Origin of the sequence: Vogesella sp. XCS3 (assembly GCF_020616155.1) — a bacterium.
In the GTDB taxonomy this organism is placed as follows: Bacteria; Pseudomonadota; Gammaproteobacteria; order Burkholderiales; family Chromobacteriaceae; genus Vogesella.
Window position 1 is genome coordinate 2,778,244 of the sequence record NZ_CP085530.1, and the last position, 14,638, is coordinate 2,792,881.

The 14,638-nt window shown below is 61.2% G+C and carries 18 protein-coding genes; 11 read left to right on the forward strand and 7 right to left on the reverse strand.

Features of this window, described 5'->3' with window-relative positions; translation table 11 throughout:
• Positions 1 to 29: 29 nt before the first annotated feature.
• Genes LCH97_RS13285 through LCH97_RS13295 form a run of 3 tightly spaced genes read right to left on the reverse strand, consistent with a single transcriptional unit; the run spans position 30 to position 3,128 of the window.
• Positions 30 to 1,208, reverse strand: a complete 1,179-nt coding sequence (locus LCH97_RS13285) for a hypothetical protein (RefSeq protein ID WP_227302113.1) — start codon at positions 1,206 to 1,208, stop codon at positions 30 to 32.
• Positions 1,153 to 2,322 (reverse strand): methanobactin export MATE transporter MbnM, encoded by a 1,170-nt coding sequence (locus LCH97_RS13290; protein WP_227302114.1) that lies wholly within the window; start codon positions 2,320 to 2,322, stop codon positions 1,153 to 1,155. Before LCH97_RS13290 ends, LCH97_RS13285 begins: the two co-directional genes overlap by 56 nt.
• Positions 2,322 to 3,128 carry an MbnP family copper-binding protein gene (locus LCH97_RS13295; RefSeq protein ID WP_227302115.1) on the reverse strand — a complete coding sequence of 269 codons (807 nt, stop codon included), beginning with the start codon at positions 3,126 to 3,128 and terminating at the stop codon, positions 2,322 to 2,324. Before LCH97_RS13295 ends, LCH97_RS13290 begins: the two co-directional genes overlap by 1 nt.
• Here LCH97_RS13295 and LCH97_RS13300 point away from each other — a divergent pair.
• A complete protein-coding gene (locus LCH97_RS13300; protein WP_227302116.1) occupies positions 3,115 to 3,444 on the forward strand; it encodes a hypothetical protein in 330 nt (109 codons plus the stop codon). The two genes, LCH97_RS13295 and LCH97_RS13300, sit on opposite strands and share 14 nt — an antisense overlap.
• Before the next feature lie 15 nt (positions 3,445 to 3,459).
• On the opposite strand, the gene LCH97_RS13305 is transcribed toward LCH97_RS13300, so the two are convergent.
• The gene (locus LCH97_RS13305) at positions 3,460 to 3,948 is read right to left on the reverse strand and encodes a GNAT family N-acetyltransferase (RefSeq protein ID WP_227302117.1); all 489 of its coding nucleotides are present in this window, start codon (positions 3,946 to 3,948) and stop codon (positions 3,460 to 3,462) included.
• Positions 3,945 to 4,061, reverse strand: a complete 117-nt coding sequence (locus tag LCH97_RS13310; RefSeq protein ID WP_227302118.1) for a lipoprotein — start codon at positions 4,059 to 4,061, stop codon at positions 3,945 to 3,947. Before LCH97_RS13310 ends, LCH97_RS13305 begins: the two co-directional genes overlap by 4 nt.
• Positions 4,062 to 4,160: 99 nt before the next feature.
• On the opposite strand from LCH97_RS13310, the gene cyaY reads away from it, so the two are divergent.
• From cyaY to LCH97_RS13355, 9 genes are all read left to right on the forward strand, one after another.
• Positions 4,161 to 4,481: an iron donor protein CyaY gene (gene cyaY, locus LCH97_RS13315; protein ID WP_227302119.1), complete on the forward strand. Its 321-nt coding sequence runs from the start codon at positions 4,161 to 4,163 to the stop codon at positions 4,479 to 4,481.
• Positions 4,482 to 4,889 (forward strand): YqaA family protein, encoded by a 408-nt coding sequence (locus LCH97_RS13320; protein WP_227302120.1) that lies wholly within the window; start codon positions 4,482 to 4,484, stop codon positions 4,887 to 4,889. It abuts the gene before it with no gap.
• A gap of 213 nt (positions 4,890 to 5,102) precedes the next feature.
• Positions 5,103 to 5,882, forward strand: a complete 780-nt coding sequence (gene rsmA, locus LCH97_RS13325; protein ID WP_147693175.1) for a 16S rRNA (adenine(1518)-N(6)/adenine(1519)-N(6))-dimethyltransferase RsmA — start codon at positions 5,103 to 5,105, stop codon at positions 5,880 to 5,882.
• A gap of 125 nt (positions 5,883 to 6,007) precedes the next feature.
• Positions 6,008 to 6,742 carry an amino acid ABC transporter ATP-binding protein gene (locus LCH97_RS13330; RefSeq protein ID WP_227302121.1) on the forward strand — a complete coding sequence of 245 codons (735 nt, stop codon included), beginning with the start codon at positions 6,008 to 6,010 and terminating at the stop codon, positions 6,740 to 6,742.
• Positions 6,743 to 6,814: 72 nt separating this feature from the next.
• Positions 6,815 to 7,711 carry a glutamate/aspartate ABC transporter substrate-binding protein gene (locus LCH97_RS13335; protein ID WP_227302122.1) on the forward strand — a complete coding sequence of 299 codons (897 nt, stop codon included), beginning with the start codon at positions 6,815 to 6,817 and terminating at the stop codon, positions 7,709 to 7,711.
• 121 nt (positions 7,712 to 7,832) lie between these two features.
• On the forward strand, positions 7,833 to 8,576 hold the full coding sequence (locus tag LCH97_RS13340) for an amino acid ABC transporter permease (protein WP_017507793.1): 744 nt from the start codon (positions 7,833 to 7,835) through the stop codon (positions 8,574 to 8,576).
• Positions 8,576 to 9,241: an amino acid ABC transporter permease gene (locus tag LCH97_RS13345; RefSeq protein ID WP_370630698.1), complete on the forward strand. Its 666-nt coding sequence runs from the start codon at positions 8,576 to 8,578 to the stop codon at positions 9,239 to 9,241. The genes LCH97_RS13340 and LCH97_RS13345 overlap by 1 nt, the downstream gene beginning before the upstream one ends.
• A 2-nt stretch (positions 9,242 to 9,243) precedes the next feature.
• The gene (locus LCH97_RS13350; RefSeq protein ID WP_026107760.1) at positions 9,244 to 9,978 is read left to right on the forward strand and encodes an amino acid ABC transporter ATP-binding protein; all 735 of its coding nucleotides are present in this window, start codon (positions 9,244 to 9,246) and stop codon (positions 9,976 to 9,978) included.
• A gap of 347 nt (positions 9,979 to 10,325) precedes the next feature.
• On the forward strand, positions 10,326 to 11,537 hold the full coding sequence (locus LCH97_RS13355; RefSeq protein ID WP_227302123.1) for an EAL and HDOD domain-containing protein: 1,212 nt from the start codon (positions 10,326 to 10,328) through the stop codon (positions 11,535 to 11,537).
• Between the two features lie 68 nt (positions 11,538 to 11,605).
• Here LCH97_RS13355 and LCH97_RS13360 read toward each other — a convergent pair whose 3' ends face one another.
• Both LCH97_RS13360 and LCH97_RS13365 read right to left on the reverse strand, forming a co-directional pair.
• Positions 11,606 to 12,742 carry a PilT/PilU family type 4a pilus ATPase gene (locus tag LCH97_RS13360; RefSeq protein ID WP_017507797.1) on the reverse strand — a complete coding sequence of 379 codons (1,137 nt, stop codon included), beginning with the start codon at positions 12,740 to 12,742 and terminating at the stop codon, positions 11,606 to 11,608.
• Between the two features lie 12 nt (positions 12,743 to 12,754).
• Positions 12,755 to 13,792 carry a type IV pilus twitching motility protein PilT gene (locus tag LCH97_RS13365; protein ID WP_017507798.1) on the reverse strand — a complete coding sequence of 346 codons (1,038 nt, stop codon included), beginning with the start codon at positions 13,790 to 13,792 and terminating at the stop codon, positions 12,755 to 12,757.
• Positions 13,793 to 13,910: 118 nt separating this feature from the next.
• Here LCH97_RS13365 and LCH97_RS13370 point away from each other — a divergent pair, with 118 nt between their 5' ends.
• Positions 13,911 to 14,603 (forward strand): YggS family pyridoxal phosphate-dependent enzyme, encoded by a 693-nt coding sequence (locus tag LCH97_RS13370; protein WP_227302124.1) that lies wholly within the window; start codon positions 13,911 to 13,913, stop codon positions 14,601 to 14,603.
• The last annotated feature ends 35 nt before the right edge of the window (positions 14,604 to 14,638 follow it).

Sequence of the window (14,638 nt, forward strand, 5' to 3'; positions counted from 1 at the left end):
GCGGCTTTCTGTTTTTTACAGCGCAGACATCAGGGCAGCAGGCTGAACTGATGTTGCCAGCGCAGTAACCAGCGCTCGCGCGAGCGCGGGTCGGTCTGGTCTTCTTGCCATTCCAGCGACCACTGCTGGTTTTTGGCCGCTTGCCAGCGCAGGCGCACGCCCAGGACTTCGGGCTGATGCTGGCTGCTGGTGATGCCGGCTTCCTTGGCCAGGATGGCGGCATTGGCACCGGTGAGCGTGTGCTGCAGGCGCAGGCGTTCGTAGCGCACACTGCCATCTACACCCGCGACCAGCGGCGCGCTGGCTTCCAGTGCCAGCCAGTCGGCACGGCCATCGTAGTCTACCTTGCCGGTAGGGCTGCTCAGCTTGCCTTGTTCGCGGCGGCTGCCCGCCGCGCCACGCAGGGTGACGCCGTATAGTTGGCCGCGTGCGGCCAACTCCAGCCACTGGCCATCGCCATTCAGGCAGGCCAGCGTGGTCTGGCAACCGCTGGCACCACCGTGGCTATGGCTGTGGCCGTCGCCAGCCAGCGCATTCTGCCGGGTGACGCGCGGGGTATCGGCCGCGGTCAGGCCTAGTTGCAGCGGGCCGATATCTTGTTCCAGCGCCAGCAGCCACAGGCCGGTTTGTGCGCCGCTACGGCGTGTACCGGGGTTGCTTTCGCCGCGCAGCGCCGACACGGTCAGGCGGCGGCCAGGCTGTTGCAGCTGCAATGCCAGGCCGCTGTCGTGCCAGTGGTCGTGGCCGCCGGTAAGCAGGGTGTCGCGCAGGCTGCTGCGCCCCCACTCGTCGGCAGCCAGGGCTTGCGCCGGGCTGAAGCGGCCTGCTTGCAGCGCAAGCGTGCCGGGGATGGCAGCCCAGCGCAGCCAGGCCTGGTCGTTGGCTAGCTGCTCGCGCTCGCGGTCGTAGCTGAGGGCCCATTGCGTCTGCAGGCCGGGTAGCCAGCGTGCTTGCCAGCCCAGGGTGCTGCGGTCGGCGTTCAGCTCGCGCAGGCTGGCCGCGGCAGGGTGGTCGATCTGCGTGAGTGCCGCCGGCGTGGTGTGGCTGCCGCGGCCCTGGCGCAGGTCCAGGTCCAGCGTGAGCTGCTGTGCCGGGGCGGCGCTGTCGGCATCGTCATCGTGCACAACGCCGTCGTGCGCCCAGCTACCGCTGCTACTGGCCAGCAGGGAAAGGATTGCTAAAGCGCGGGTTGGTAAGAAGTGTGTCATCGGTGAGGGTCTTCAAAAAGGCAATGATGTCCTGCTTGTCCTGCGCGCTCAGGTTGATGCGCGCGATCAGGTCGCTCTTGTACGGGTTCAGGCGGCCGTCACCGGCGTGCGGGCCGCTGGTGATGTTGCGCCCGCCTGCTGCGTAGAAATCCAGTACTTCTTCCAGCGTGGCAATGCTGCCGTCGTGCATATAGGGCGCTGTGTTGGCGATGTTGCGCAGGCTGGAGGCGCGGAAGGCACCCATATCGGCCGGCAGGCTGGTGAACTCGAACAGGCCACGGTTGGGGAAGGGAAAGCCACCCTTGCCATCGATGTTGTACAGGCCGGTGTTGTGGAAGGCACGGTTGACTTCCGGGCTACCCAGGTGATTGGTCTGGTCGTTGAAGTTGAAGCTGCCGTGGCAATGGAAACACTCGGCTTTTTCGCCCATGAAGAGCTGCATGCCGCGCAGCTCTTCGGCGCTGAGGACGGCTTTTTTCTGCTGGTAGCGGTCGTATTTGCTGTCAAAGCTCAACAGGCCACGCTGGAAGGTGGCAATGGCTTTGATGATGTTGCCAAAGGTGATGGTATCCCCTGCACTGCCAAAGACATCGGCAAAGCGCTGGCGGTAATCGGTGTCGGCCTTAATACGCGCCAGCACGATGTCTTTATTGCTGTCGTTGACGCCCATTTCTACCGGGTTTTCGCCGAACAGCGGCACTTCCATCTGTCGCTCCAGCGTAGTGAGCGAGGGGTTGGCCCAGGTATAGGTGCTGTGCCAGGCGCTGTTGGCCAGGTGCTGGGCATTGCGATGGGTCAGCTCGCCGGTACTGCCGGGCGATACCGCCAGGCCGTCGGTAAAAGCTTTGTTCTGGTGGTGGCAGCTGGCGCAGCTTTGCGTGCCATTGCCAGACAAGCGCTTGTCGTAGAACAGCTGGCGGCCCAGCTGGAACTTGGCTTCGCTCATCGGGTTGTCAGCCGGGACCACCGGGGTGGGCACGTCCACTGGCAGGTTCCATTGCCAGCTGCTGGTGCTGCGCGAGGTGTCGACAACGGTGGTGCCGCCGGCACCACCGCCGCCCAGGCAGCCGGCCAGCAGCGCACTGCTGGCCAGGGTGATCAGCAGTGCTCGCATTATTTGCTTTCTACACGGAAGGCCGGCACGTTGCTGCCGTCACCTTTGGCCTGGCCTGCCGGGCTGGTAGCCAGGTTCAGGTCGAGCTTGTCAAAGATAGCCGGGCATTCCGGGTCGGTGGTGCCACTCATGCAGCCGACAGCGCCGCCCGCGTCTTGCGACAGGTTACTGCCGGCCAGCAGCTGCTGGATGTCCAGCACCACTTGCTGGCTGGACGGGTTGAAGGCGGCAAACTTCACCGGCAGGCGGTTCGGGTTGCTGCAGGTCACCCCCAGGCCGGTAAGACTGTCGCCACCCGTGCAGTTGGTGGAGCCCAGGTGGATGTTAAAGGTGGTGGACGTAGACGGTGGCGTGGTGGGGCGGGCGACGCCGCCTACCGGGTTGAGCTCGACTTTCATGAACTTGCGGCCAACCTGCCAGCTCCAGGCCATGGCGGCGATATTCAGCGGGGCCGGGGCGGTGGCATACGGCAGATGGTTCATGCCCACGCTGTTGCCGCTGCTGTTGGTGGCGGTGTAAGGCACGCCTACCTGGAAGCTCAGGCCGACATAATTGCCGCTGTCTATGGTGCCTTGAATCAAACTGTTTGTGGCGGCAGTGCCCGCAGAGCAGGTGCCGCTTGCGTTTTCAAAGTCCAGCAGGGCGGTATTCAGGTATTGCCACTGGTTGTCCTGGGTCAGTTTTACCGGGACAGCATTGCCCTGGGCCGTGATCAGCTTCACGTCGTGAACGTAAAAGCGCGCGTCTTTCAGGTCGGCACTGACGGCACTGGTCCCCAGGCTGCTGACGGTGGTGCCACAGCTCACGCTGTTGCTGCCGGATTTCAACGCAAACTGGATGCTGACGGGGCTGCTGCTAGGGGTATTTGTGGCAGTGCTGGTGCTTGTCGAGCTGGTAGCGGTTGTGGCTGCCGGAGAGGCATTGCCGCCACCGCCGCCACCCAGGCAAGCGGTCAACATGAAGGGCAAGGCGGCCAAAGGCAGGAGTGCAGTGCGCATGGGGTGGTTCTCTCTTGTGTCGGTATTGAAACAAAAGAGAATTATCCAGATGCATGACGTGTTGATAGTGCGGCAAATTGTCGCATTGCTGCGGCGATTTGCCGCAAAAGCAGCCGGTATTTGACAAATATCAGGTGGATTACACCCCGGTAATCCGCTTTTCCATCATCAGGTAGGGGGTGCCACCCAGACCGGACTGGGCAAAGCCTTCACCCTGATACAGGCTGCGGCCAACGTGGTTGTCGGCGCGTACTTCCAGGGTGACTTTGGCGCAGCCTCGCGCTAGCGCCGCGGCCTCTACCGCCTGCATCAGCGCCCTGCCCAGCCCCAGGCCGCGCGCCGCGGGCAGTACCGACAAGTCGTGCAGATTGCACACCGGTGCGGCGTAAAAACTGGAAAAGCCCAGCACACACAGCGCGTGGCCGACCGCTTCGCCGTCACGTTCGGCAATCAGGGCAAACAGGCCAGGGTGCTGCCCCAGCGCGGCGGGCAGGTGTTGCCGGGCGTGTTCGCTTAGCCCCTCGCCACCGCCCATGGCATCGCGGGCGTAGGCGTCGGTCAGCTGCATCAGCAGCTGGCAATCGGCGGGGTCGGCCAGGTTGGCCGCACGGATAGCCAGGGTGCTCATTGGGCGCTGCTGGCGGCAGGCGCGGTGGTATTTTTGGGCAGATACAGCGGGCCTTTGTAGCCGCAGGCTGTCACGGACAGGGATAGCAGGGCAAAGAGGAGTGCGGTACGCATACGGAATCCGGGTGCTATGGCAAAATGGCAGTCTATCAGGCCGCTGCCGTACTGCCCATGCAGTGCTGCCTGCGGCCAACCTTGAGACAGGATGACACCATGACCGAAAGTGATTTTCTGGGCCTGACCGATGGCCTTTTCCGCCGCATTGAAGACGCGCTGGAAGACGCCGGGCTGGATACCGACTGCCTGATCAACGGCAATGTAATGGAAATCGAGTTTGAGGACGGCGCCAAGATCGTGGTGAACCGCCACGTACCGAACCGTGAAATGTGGATTGCTGCCAAAAGTGGCGGCTTCCACTTTGCCCTGCGTGAAGACGGCCAGTGGCTGGCCGCGCGCGATGGCGCCGAGTTTGGCGCCACGTTGTCGCAAGTCGTGAGCGCGGCCAGCGGCGAAGCCTTCCGCTTTGTCGTATAAATGACTGAGCTGGCCCTGCTGGCGGGCCTGGCCGCGTCGGCCTTTCTGTCGGCTACGGTCTTGCCGGGTAATTCCGAGCTGGCCTTGTCTGCCCTGCTCTACCAGCAACCGTCGCTACTGTGGCCTGCTGTGCTGGTCGCCAGCGTGGCCAATACGGCAGGCAGTGCCACCAGCCTGTGGCTGGGGCGGCGCGCACCGGCCAAGGCCTTGCCGGCGCGCACGGCCGGCTGGTTTGCCCGCTTTGGCCCCGCTACCTTGTTGTTAAGCTGGGTACCGTTGCTGGGCGATGCCTTGCCGCTGGCTGCCGGCTGGCTGCGGCTGCCGTGGTGGCCTTGCCTGCTATGGTTGGCCGCAGGCAAAACGCTGCGTTATCTGCTGCTGGTGTGGGGGCTGCAGTGGTGGCGCTAAGCGCTACTGGACGGCATGGCGTACGCCGCCAGCCGCCGTGTACGGAAATCCGGACGCCCGCCGCGGCTGCGACACCGATACAATAGCGTTTTGCTGGCCTGCCCTACCGTGCCGATTACCTGGCGGGTAGTGTGCGGGGCAACACCGATTTTGCAAGCTGCCACACCCTGGCCGGTGCGGGCGGCTTTCGTTTTTTGAAGAACTGAGCGTGCCATGAGCAAACATATTCCGCGCAAGCGTTTCGGGCAGAACTTTCTGCAGGATCAGCGCGTCATCGAAGACATCGTCAATGCCGTTGGCGCCCAGCGCAGTGATGTGGTGGTGGAGATCGGCCCCGGCCTGGGTGCGCTGACACGCCCGCTGTTACAGCGTCTAGACCACCTGCATGTGGTGGAGATCGACCGCGACATCATCAGCCGCCTGCGTGGCGAGATCTCGCCCAAGCGCTTGACCATCCACGAAGGCGACGCGCTGGCGTTTGATTTTGGCAGTGTGTGCGAGGGCCAGTTCAAGCTGGTAGGCAACCTGCCGTACAACATTTCCACCCCGCTGCTGTTCCATCTGGCTTGCTATGGCAACCGTGTGATCGACATGCACTTCATGCTGCAAAAAGAAGTGATCGACCGCATGGTGGCCGAGCCGTCCACCCCGGATTACGGCCGTTTGACGGTCATGTTGCAGTACCGTTTTGATATGGAACAGATCTTGCTGGTACCACCGGGTGCGTTCTACCCGCCACCGAAAGTAGACTCGGCGGTAGTACGTATGATTCCGGATGCGGGCCGTTGTGGCATAGCCGATAACGAAACCCTGCTGGAAGAGTTGGTGGCCCAGGCGTTTGCCCAGCGTCGCAAGACACTGCGCAATAACCTGAAAGGCCTGGTGAGCGACGAGGAGCTGGCGTCGGTAGGCATCGATGCTGGCTGGCGCGCCGAGAATGTCAGCGTGGCACAGTATGTGTCGCTGGCCAACCTGGTAGCCCGTCGCGGCTAAGCCGTGTTGCAGTGCGCCTTGTGCGCGCCGCCCGGCATGGACACAATCCGGAACATACCGGCCTGGCACAAGACTGCGACACGCAGCGGCCGGGCCAACGCCAACTGGTGGAAAAGAGAGAAACCATGATTCGTTTCAGTAATGTACACAAGTGGTTCAAAGACCTGCACGTGCTCAATGGCGTCAATCTGCAGGTGCAGCAAGGTGAAGTCGTGGTGGTGTGCGGGCCGTCCGGCTCGGGCAAGTCCACGCTGATTCGTACCGTGAACCAGCTGGAAAGCATTAACGAAGGGGAAATCTGGGTAGACGGCAAAAACGTGGCCGACCCCAAGACCGACCTGAATGCCCTGCGCGCCGAAGTCGGCTTTGTGTTTCAGCATTTCAATCTCTACCCCCACCTGTCGGTACTGGACAACATCACGCTGTCGCCTATGAAGGTAAAGGGCATGGACCGTGCGGCCGCCGACAAGCTGGCCGTCACGCTGCTGGAGCGTGTTGGCCTGGCGCACAAGAAAGACGCCTTCCCTGCCATGCTGTCCGGTGGCCAGCAACAGCGTGTGGCCATTGCCCGCGGCCTGGCCATGGAACCGCGCGTGATGCTGTTTGACGAACCTACCTCGGCACTGGACCCGGAAATGATCGGCGAAGTGCTGAAGGTGATGAAGGATTTGGCCGAGTCCGGCATGACCATGATGGTGGTCACCCACGAGATGGGCTTTGCCCGCGAAGTGGCCGACCGCGTGGTCTTTGTCGATCACGGCCAGATAATCGAAGAAGCGCACCCCGAGCACTTCTTTACCAACCCTCAGCACGATCGCGCCAAGCAGTTCCTGCGCCAGCTGCTGACACCGATGAACTGAATCGCAGTAAGCCGCACCGGTGTCGGCGCGGCCTGAATAAAAGCAACATCACTTGAGAAAATGGAGAAACATATGCGTTTTACTACCCGTCTGCTGACCACTGCCGTCATCGCTTCCGCTGTTGCCGCCCCGGCCATGGCCGAAGGCACACTGGACAAGATCAAGGAATCCGGCGTGATCGTGCTGGGCCACCGCGATGCATCCATCCCGTTCAGCTACCTGGCTGACGGCCCGAACCCTATCGGCTACTCGCACGACCTGCAGCTGAAAGTGGTAGAAGCCGTGAAAAAACAGCTGAAGCTGCCGAACCTGCAAGTGAAGTACAACCTGGTAACGTCGCAGACCCGTATCCCGCTGGTACAGAACGGTACCGTGGATCTGGAATGTGGTTCCACCACCAACAACCTGGAGCGTCAGAAACAGGTGGCTTTCTCGGTAGGTATCTTTGAAATCGGTACCCGCCTGATGACTGCCAAGACCTCCGGCGTGAAAGACTTCCCGGACCTGAAAGGCAAGAACGTGGTGACCACCGCCGGTACCACTTCCGAGCGCCTGCTCAAAGCCATGAACGCCGAGAAGCAGATGGGCATGAACATCATTTCCGCCAAAGACCACGGCGAATCGTTCCTGATGCTGGAATCCGGCCGTGCCATCGCTTTCATGATGGATGACGCCCTGCTGTACGGCGAAATGGCCAAGGCCAAGAACCCGGCCAACTGGGTAGTTACCGGCAAGCCGCAGTCCTTCGAGATCTACGGTTGCATGCTGCGCAAAGACGACCCGGCCTTCAAGAAAGTGGTAGACGACGCCATCAAGGCCACCTTCAAGTCCGGCGAAGTGAACAAGATCTACAGCAAGTGGTTCATGAGCCCGGTACCGCCAAAAGGCCTGAACCTGAACTTCCCGATGTCCGACGAGTTCAAGGAACTGGTTGCCAAGCCGACCGACAAGTCCGCCGAGCAAATGTAATACCTGCATGAACGCCCAAGCGGGTTTGTTCGGGTTGCGGCCAACGTAACCGGGCCGGGGGCTTGCCCCCACCCGCTTGCGAAGGGGCGCGGCTTGCGCCCCTTTTTCTTTGGAGAAGTGTATGAATTACAACTGGGACTGGAACGTCTTTTTCAAGTCCACCGGTATCGGCAGCGAGATCTATCTGGACTGGTTCGTGTCCGGCCTGGGCTGGACCATTGCCGTGGCGCTGGTAGCCTGGATCGTGGCGCTGATCATCGGTAGCGTGCTGGGCGTGATGCGCACCCTGCCGAACAAGCTGTTGTCCGGCGTGGCCACGGCCTACGTGGAGCTGTTCCGTAACGTGCCGCTGCTGGTACAGCTGTTTATCTGGTATTTCATGGTGCCCGACTACCTGCCCGAATCGACCCAGGTATGGTTCAAGCAGGAGCTGAACCCGGCCACCTCCGCCTATATCTCGGTGGTGGTGTGTCTGGCGCTGTTTACCGCCGCCCGCGTGTGCGAGCAGGTGCGTACCGGTATCCAGGCCTTGCCCAAGGGCCAGAGCGCTGCCGCACTGGCGGTGGGTTTCACCTTGCCGCAAATGTACCGCCATGTGCTGCTGCCACAGGCTTTCCGCATCATCATCCCGCCACTCACCAGCGAATTTTTGAACATCTTCAAAAACTCCTCGGTGGCGTCGCTGATCGGCCTGATGGAGCTGCTGGCGCAAACCAAGCAGACCGCCGAATTTACCGCCAATATGTTTGAAGCCTTTACCCTGGCCACCCTGATCTACTTCGTGCTGAACATGAGCCTGATGACGTTCATGAGCTGGGTAGAGAAGAAAGTGCGTATTCCCGGCATGATGGGAGGAGCGAAATAATGGATTTCAGCCAGATTATTCCTTCGATGCCGGGCCTGGTGGACGGCATGCTGATGACGCTGAAGCTGCTGGCCCTGTCGGTAGTGGGCGGCGTGGCACTGGGTACGGTACTGGCGCTGCTGCGCCTGTCCAGCAACCCGCTGCTGTCCGGCTTTGCCAAAGCCTACGTGAACTATTTCCGTTCCATTCCGCTGCTGCTGGTGATCACCTGGTTCTACCTGGCGGTACCGATGCTGCTGAACTGGATTACCGGTACCTTCGTATCGGTGGGCGCTTTCACGTCTTGCCTGGTGGCCTTCATGATGTTCGAAGCGGCCTACTACTGCGAAATCGTGCGCGCCGGTATCCAGTCCATTTCCAAGGGCCAGGAAAACGCCGCCTACGCGCTGGGTATGAGCTACGGCCAGGCCATGCGCCTGATCATCCTGCCGCAGGCCTTCCGCAAGATGATGCCGCTGCTGCTGCAGCAGTCCATCATCCTGTTCCAGGATACCTCGCTGGTGTACGCCGTGGGTCTGATGGACTTCCTGAACGCTGCCCGCTCCAAGGGCGATATCGTTGGTTTGCCGCATGAGTTCCTGATTTTTGCCGGTGCGGTGTACTTTGTGATCAGTTTCGGCGCGTCCCTGTCGGTGAAGCGCCTGCAAAAGAGGTTTGCGGTATGAGCATGATTTCCATCAAGAACGTCAGCAAATGGTACGGTGACTTCCAGGTGCTCACCGATTGCACCACCGACGTGAAAAAAGGCGAAGTGGTCGTGGTGTGCGGCCCGTCCGGCTCCGGCAAATCCACGCTGATCAAAACCGTTAACGCGCTGGAACCGTTCCAGAAGGGCGAGATCATTGTGGACGGCACCTCGGTTGGCGACGCCAAAACCGACCTGCCCAAACTGCGCAGCCGCGTGGGCATGGTGTTCCAGCATTTCGAGCTGTTCCCGCACCTGTCCATTACCGAAAACCTCACCATCGCGCAGGAGCGCGTGCTGGGCCGCAGCAAAGACGAAGCCATGCAAAAAGGCCTGCACTATCTGGACCGCGTCGGCCTGAAAGCGCACGCGCACAAGTTCCCCGGCCAGCTGTCCGGCGGCCAGCAGCAGCGTGTGGCCATCGCCCGCGCACTGGCGATGGACCCGATCGCCATGCTGTTCGATGAGCCAACCTCCGCGCTGGACCCGGAAATGGTGAACGAAGTACTGGACGTGATGGTAGAGCTGGCGCAGGAAGGCATGACCATGATGTGTGTAACGCACGAAATGGGCTTTGCGCGCAAAGTGGCCAACCGCGTGATCTTCATGGATCGTGGCAGCATCGTGGAAGACTGCGCCAAGGAAGAGTTCTTCGGCAATATCGAAGCCCGTTCCGAGCGCGCCCGCCAGTTCCTGTCCAAGATTCTGCAGCACTAAGCAGCGAAGCTTGGCCGCCAGCGTGCGGCCAACGTTTCACATGAAACGCTGCCCGCTGTCAGCCAACCCAGCCCCCCGCTTTGCGAGGGGCTTTTTTTATAGAATCTTTGAAGCAAGCCGCGGTGCTTCCCCCGCGGCGTTCCGCCCCCAGGGGGCTCTGGTGCGCCCCACCGGGCAATGATGCTGTGATTTTCAAACGGCAAACGCAGTGTTTTTCTATTGAATGCCACAAGAGAGATAAAGCGGTAAAACGATATCGCGAGGGAGTACGATAAATGTGCTACCGGATGGTTTTGTTCGGTCTGGGCTTGGGCTACCATCGACCCGTTATTACCAGAATGCCTGCCATGTATTCCACGATCTATCTTGGCCGCCAGCCTATTGTCGATGCCCAGCAAAAGCGTGTGGCCTATGAACTGCTGTTTCGCTCGGGCCCGGAAAACCGTGCCCTGTTCCAGGACGATGTCAACGCCACCGCATCGGTGATTCGCCACGCCTTTATCGACCTGGGCTTGTCGCGGGTGCTGGAAGGCTGCCCGGGGTTCGTGAATGTCAGCGAGAAGCTCTTGTTCAGCCCGGTGCTGGACTTATTGCCACCGGACACCATCATTCTGGAGATCCTGGAAAGCGTGGAACTGACGCAGTCGGTATACGAGCGCTGCCTCCAGCTGAAAGCGCGGGGCTACCAGTTGGCGCTGGATGATGTGTGCGATATCACGCCGGCGATGCAGAAACTATTGCCGCTGGTGGATTACCTGAAATTCGACCTGCAGCAAGTGCCACTTTCGGCTTTGCCCGCACTACTACAGAAGCTGCAGGGCTTTCGCGGCCAACTGCTGGCCGAAAAAGTGGATACCTTCGAACAATACGAAGCGTGCAAGCAGCTGGGTATCCGGCTGTTCCAGGGCTATTTCTTTGCCCGTCCTACCGTGATGAGCCATAACCGCGCGCACCCGCATCGAGCGCTGCTGCTGCGCCTTTTGGGCCTGGTGATGAAAGACGCCGATGTCGCCGAGCTGGAAAGCGTGTTCAAGGCGGCACCGGACATGGTGGTGGGCTTGCTGAAGCTGGTGAACGCTGCCGAGTCCTACCGCCAGCCGGTGGGTTCGATACGCGAGGCCATCATTACCCTGGGCTCGTCCAAGCTCAAGCGCTGGGCGCTGATCATCCTGTTTGCCGCCGACTGCCGCCCATCGCAGGGCCCCAGCCCGCTACTGGAAATGGCGGTAGTGCGCGGGCGCATGATGGAGTTGCTGGCGGACGATGCCGGCATCGACCCGGACGAGGCGTTCATGACGGGTGTGCTGTCGTTGGCAGATACCTTGCTGGCCACGCCGATGGCGGACCTGGTGAGCGGTCTGGCATTGAGCCAGGACGTTCAGCAGGCGCTACTGGCGCGAAGCGGGCCCTTGGGCCAGCTGCTGGCACTGGTGGCGCTAGGCGAGTGTCAGGAGCAAGCCTCGCCCCTGCCGGATATGGATGCCGAACGTTTCAATGCCTTGCAGCTGTCTGCGCTGGCCTGGGTACGCGAAACCTGGCGTGACGATTTTCTTGGCTGAAGGTTGGCCGCAGGTGGTGATAAACAGAAAAGCCGGCGCTTGCCGGCTTTTTGCATGGGTATCGCGCCTTACACGATGTCCAGATGGTCCAGCCCGTCCAGCGGGTTGTGCTGCTTGGCTTTTTCGCTGTACAGCTTGATCTGCAGGCGCAGGTCGTTGATGGAGTCGGCGTTGCGCAGCGCGTCTTCGTAGCTCACCAGGCCGGCTTCGAACAGCTGGAATAGCGCCTGGTCGAATGTCTGCATACCAGACTCCTTCGAGCGGCCCATGACTTCCTTGATGCCGCTGATTTCGCCTTTGAAGATCATGTCGGAGATCAGCGGGCTGTTCAGCAGGATTTCGATGGCAGCCGTGCGGCCCTTGCTGCCTTTGAGCGGAACCAGGCGCTGCGAGATGATGGCGCGCATGTTCAGCGACAAGTCCATCAGCACTTGCTGGTGACGCTCTTCCGGGAAGAAGTTCAGGATGCGGTCCAGCGCCTGGTTGGCGTTGTTGGCGTGTAGCGTGGCCAGGCACAGGTGGCCGGTTTCGGCAAACTGCAGGCCGTACATCATGGATTCGCGGTCGCGGATTTCGCCCATCAGGATCACGTCCGGCGCCTGGCGCAGCGTGTTTTTCAGCGCTATTTCCCAGCTTTCGGTATCCACGCCGATCTCGCGCTGCGTAATGATGCTCTTCTTGTGGTTGTGGACGTACTCGATCGGGTCTTCGATGGTGATGATGTGGTCGGCTGTGGTGCTGTTGCGCCAGTCCACCAGGGCGGCCAGCGAGGTGGATTTACCCGAGCCGGTACCGCCCACAAAGATCACCAGGCCGCGTTTGATCAGTGCGATGTCTTTCAGCACGTCCGGCAGGCCCAGGCCGTCCAGGGTGGGGATTTCGGTGTTGATCTTGCGCAGCACCATGCCGGCACTGCCTTGCTGCACGTAGGCGCTGACGCGGAAGCGGCCGATACCCGGCGGGCTGATGGCAAAGTTGGCTTCGCGGGTGGATTCAAACTCTTCGGTCTGGCGGTCGTTCATCACCGAGCGCACCAGCTCTTTGGTGTGCTGGGCAGTCAGTGGCTGGGGCGCTACCGGGGTAATCTTGCCGTCTATCTTCATGGCCGGCGGGAAGTCGGCGCTGATGAAAATATCGGAAGCGTTCTTGCTGATGGCGTGCTTCAGCAGGTCGTGAATGAATTTTGATGCCTGGTCTTTTTCCATGGCCTACCCCGCTCAGAAAGCGTCCTTGTTACTGGCTTTGCTTCGTGCTTCCTGCACCGAAACATGGCCGTGGCGTACCAGCTCCTGCAGGCACTGGTCCAGCGTCTGCATGCCGTGCTGCTGGCCGGTCTGGATCATGGAGTTGATCTGCGCGATCTTGTTTTCGCGGATCAGGTTACGGATGGCCGGGGTACCGATCATGATCTCGTGCGCGGCAATACGGGCGCTTTCGTCCTTGGTTTTCAGCAGGCTTTGCGAAATCACCGCGCGCAGGCTTTCCGACAGCATGGAGCGCACCATTTCCTTTTCGCCGGCCGGGAACACGTCCACGATACGGTCAATGGTTTTGGCCGCACTGCTGGTGTGCAGGGTGCCGAATACCAGGTGGCCGGTTTCTGCGGCCGACAGCGCCAGGCGGATGGTTTCCAGGTCGCGCATTTCACCGATCAGGATCACGTCCGGGTCTTCGCGCAGTGCGCTACGCAGCGCCGCCGAAAAGCTGCGCGTCTGCGAGCCCAGTTCACGCTGGTTTACCAGCGACTTCTTGCTCTCGTGCACGAATTCGATCGGGTCTTCTACCGTCAGGATGTGCGAGTAGTGGTTGGCGTTGATGTAGTCGATCATCGCCGCCAGCGTGGTGGATTTACCCGAGCCGGTGGGGCCGGTCACCAGCACGATGCCGCGCGGGTAGTCGGAAATTTCCTTGAAGATGCGCGGCGCGCCCAGGTCTTCCAGCGTCAGTACGCGGGAGGGAATCACGCGGAATACCGCGCCGATACCACGGTTCTGCACGAAGACGTTTACCCGGAAACGCGCCACGCCCGGCACTTCGAAAGAGAAGTCTGCTTCGTAGGTGTCTTCAAAAATCTTGCGCTGGTAGTCGTTCATGATGTCGTACACCATGTCGTGCACATCGTGGTGCGCCAGCGGTGGCAGGTTGATGCGGCGGATATCGCCATGCACGCGTATCATCGGCGGCAGGCCGGCCGATAAATGCAGGTCAGAGGCTTTGTTCTTGACCGTAAAGGCCAGAAGATCAGATATTTCCATATATTTCTCCGGGGGTGTACGGCATCCGCAAGCATGTCGGGCGCATTGTACTCCCACCTATTGCTGCTGCCCACGCGGGCGCTGGCCCGGGCTTGGGCAGCAATGTCGGAAACGCACCATGTCCCAATTGACTCTAGCCTTGCACGCCGTGCAGGCGCAACTGGCCGAGGCCACCGGCCTGTCCGGCCGCGAGGCGGGCGCAGTACAGCTGCTGGCCGTCAGTAAAACCTTCCCCGCCGCTGCCGTGCGCGAGGTTTACGCTGCCGGGCAGCGTGCCTTTGGCGAAAACTATGTGCAGGAGCTGCAAGCCAAGGCGGCCGAGCTGGCTGACCTGGCCATTGCATGGCACTTCATTGGCCCCTTGCAATCCAACAAGACCCGCATCGTGGCAGAAACCGCCCATTGGGTACACTCCATCGAGCGGCTGAAAATCGCCGAGCGCTTGTCCGCACAGCGCCCCGCACACTTGCCACCGCTGAACGTGTGCGTGCAGGTGAATGTATCGGGAGAGGATAGCAAGAGTGGCTGCGCCCCGGCCGAGGCGCCGGCGTTGTTGCGGGCTGTGGCTGCCTTGCCACAGCTACAGCTGCGCGGCTTGATGTGCATCCCGGAGCCGACGCCGGACGCGGCCACGTTGGCCGCACGTTTTGCCGTGCTGCGCCAGCTGCAGGCCCAGATGGCGGCAGAGGGGCTGGTGCTGGATACGCTGTCCATGGGTATGTCGTCCGACATGGCCGCAGCAGTGGCGGCAGGCAGTACCATGGTGCGGGTGGGCACCGCCATTTTCGGGGCCCGCCAGTACCCGGCTTAGGCTAAGATCGTGGCACAGCCTTCGCTGTATACAAT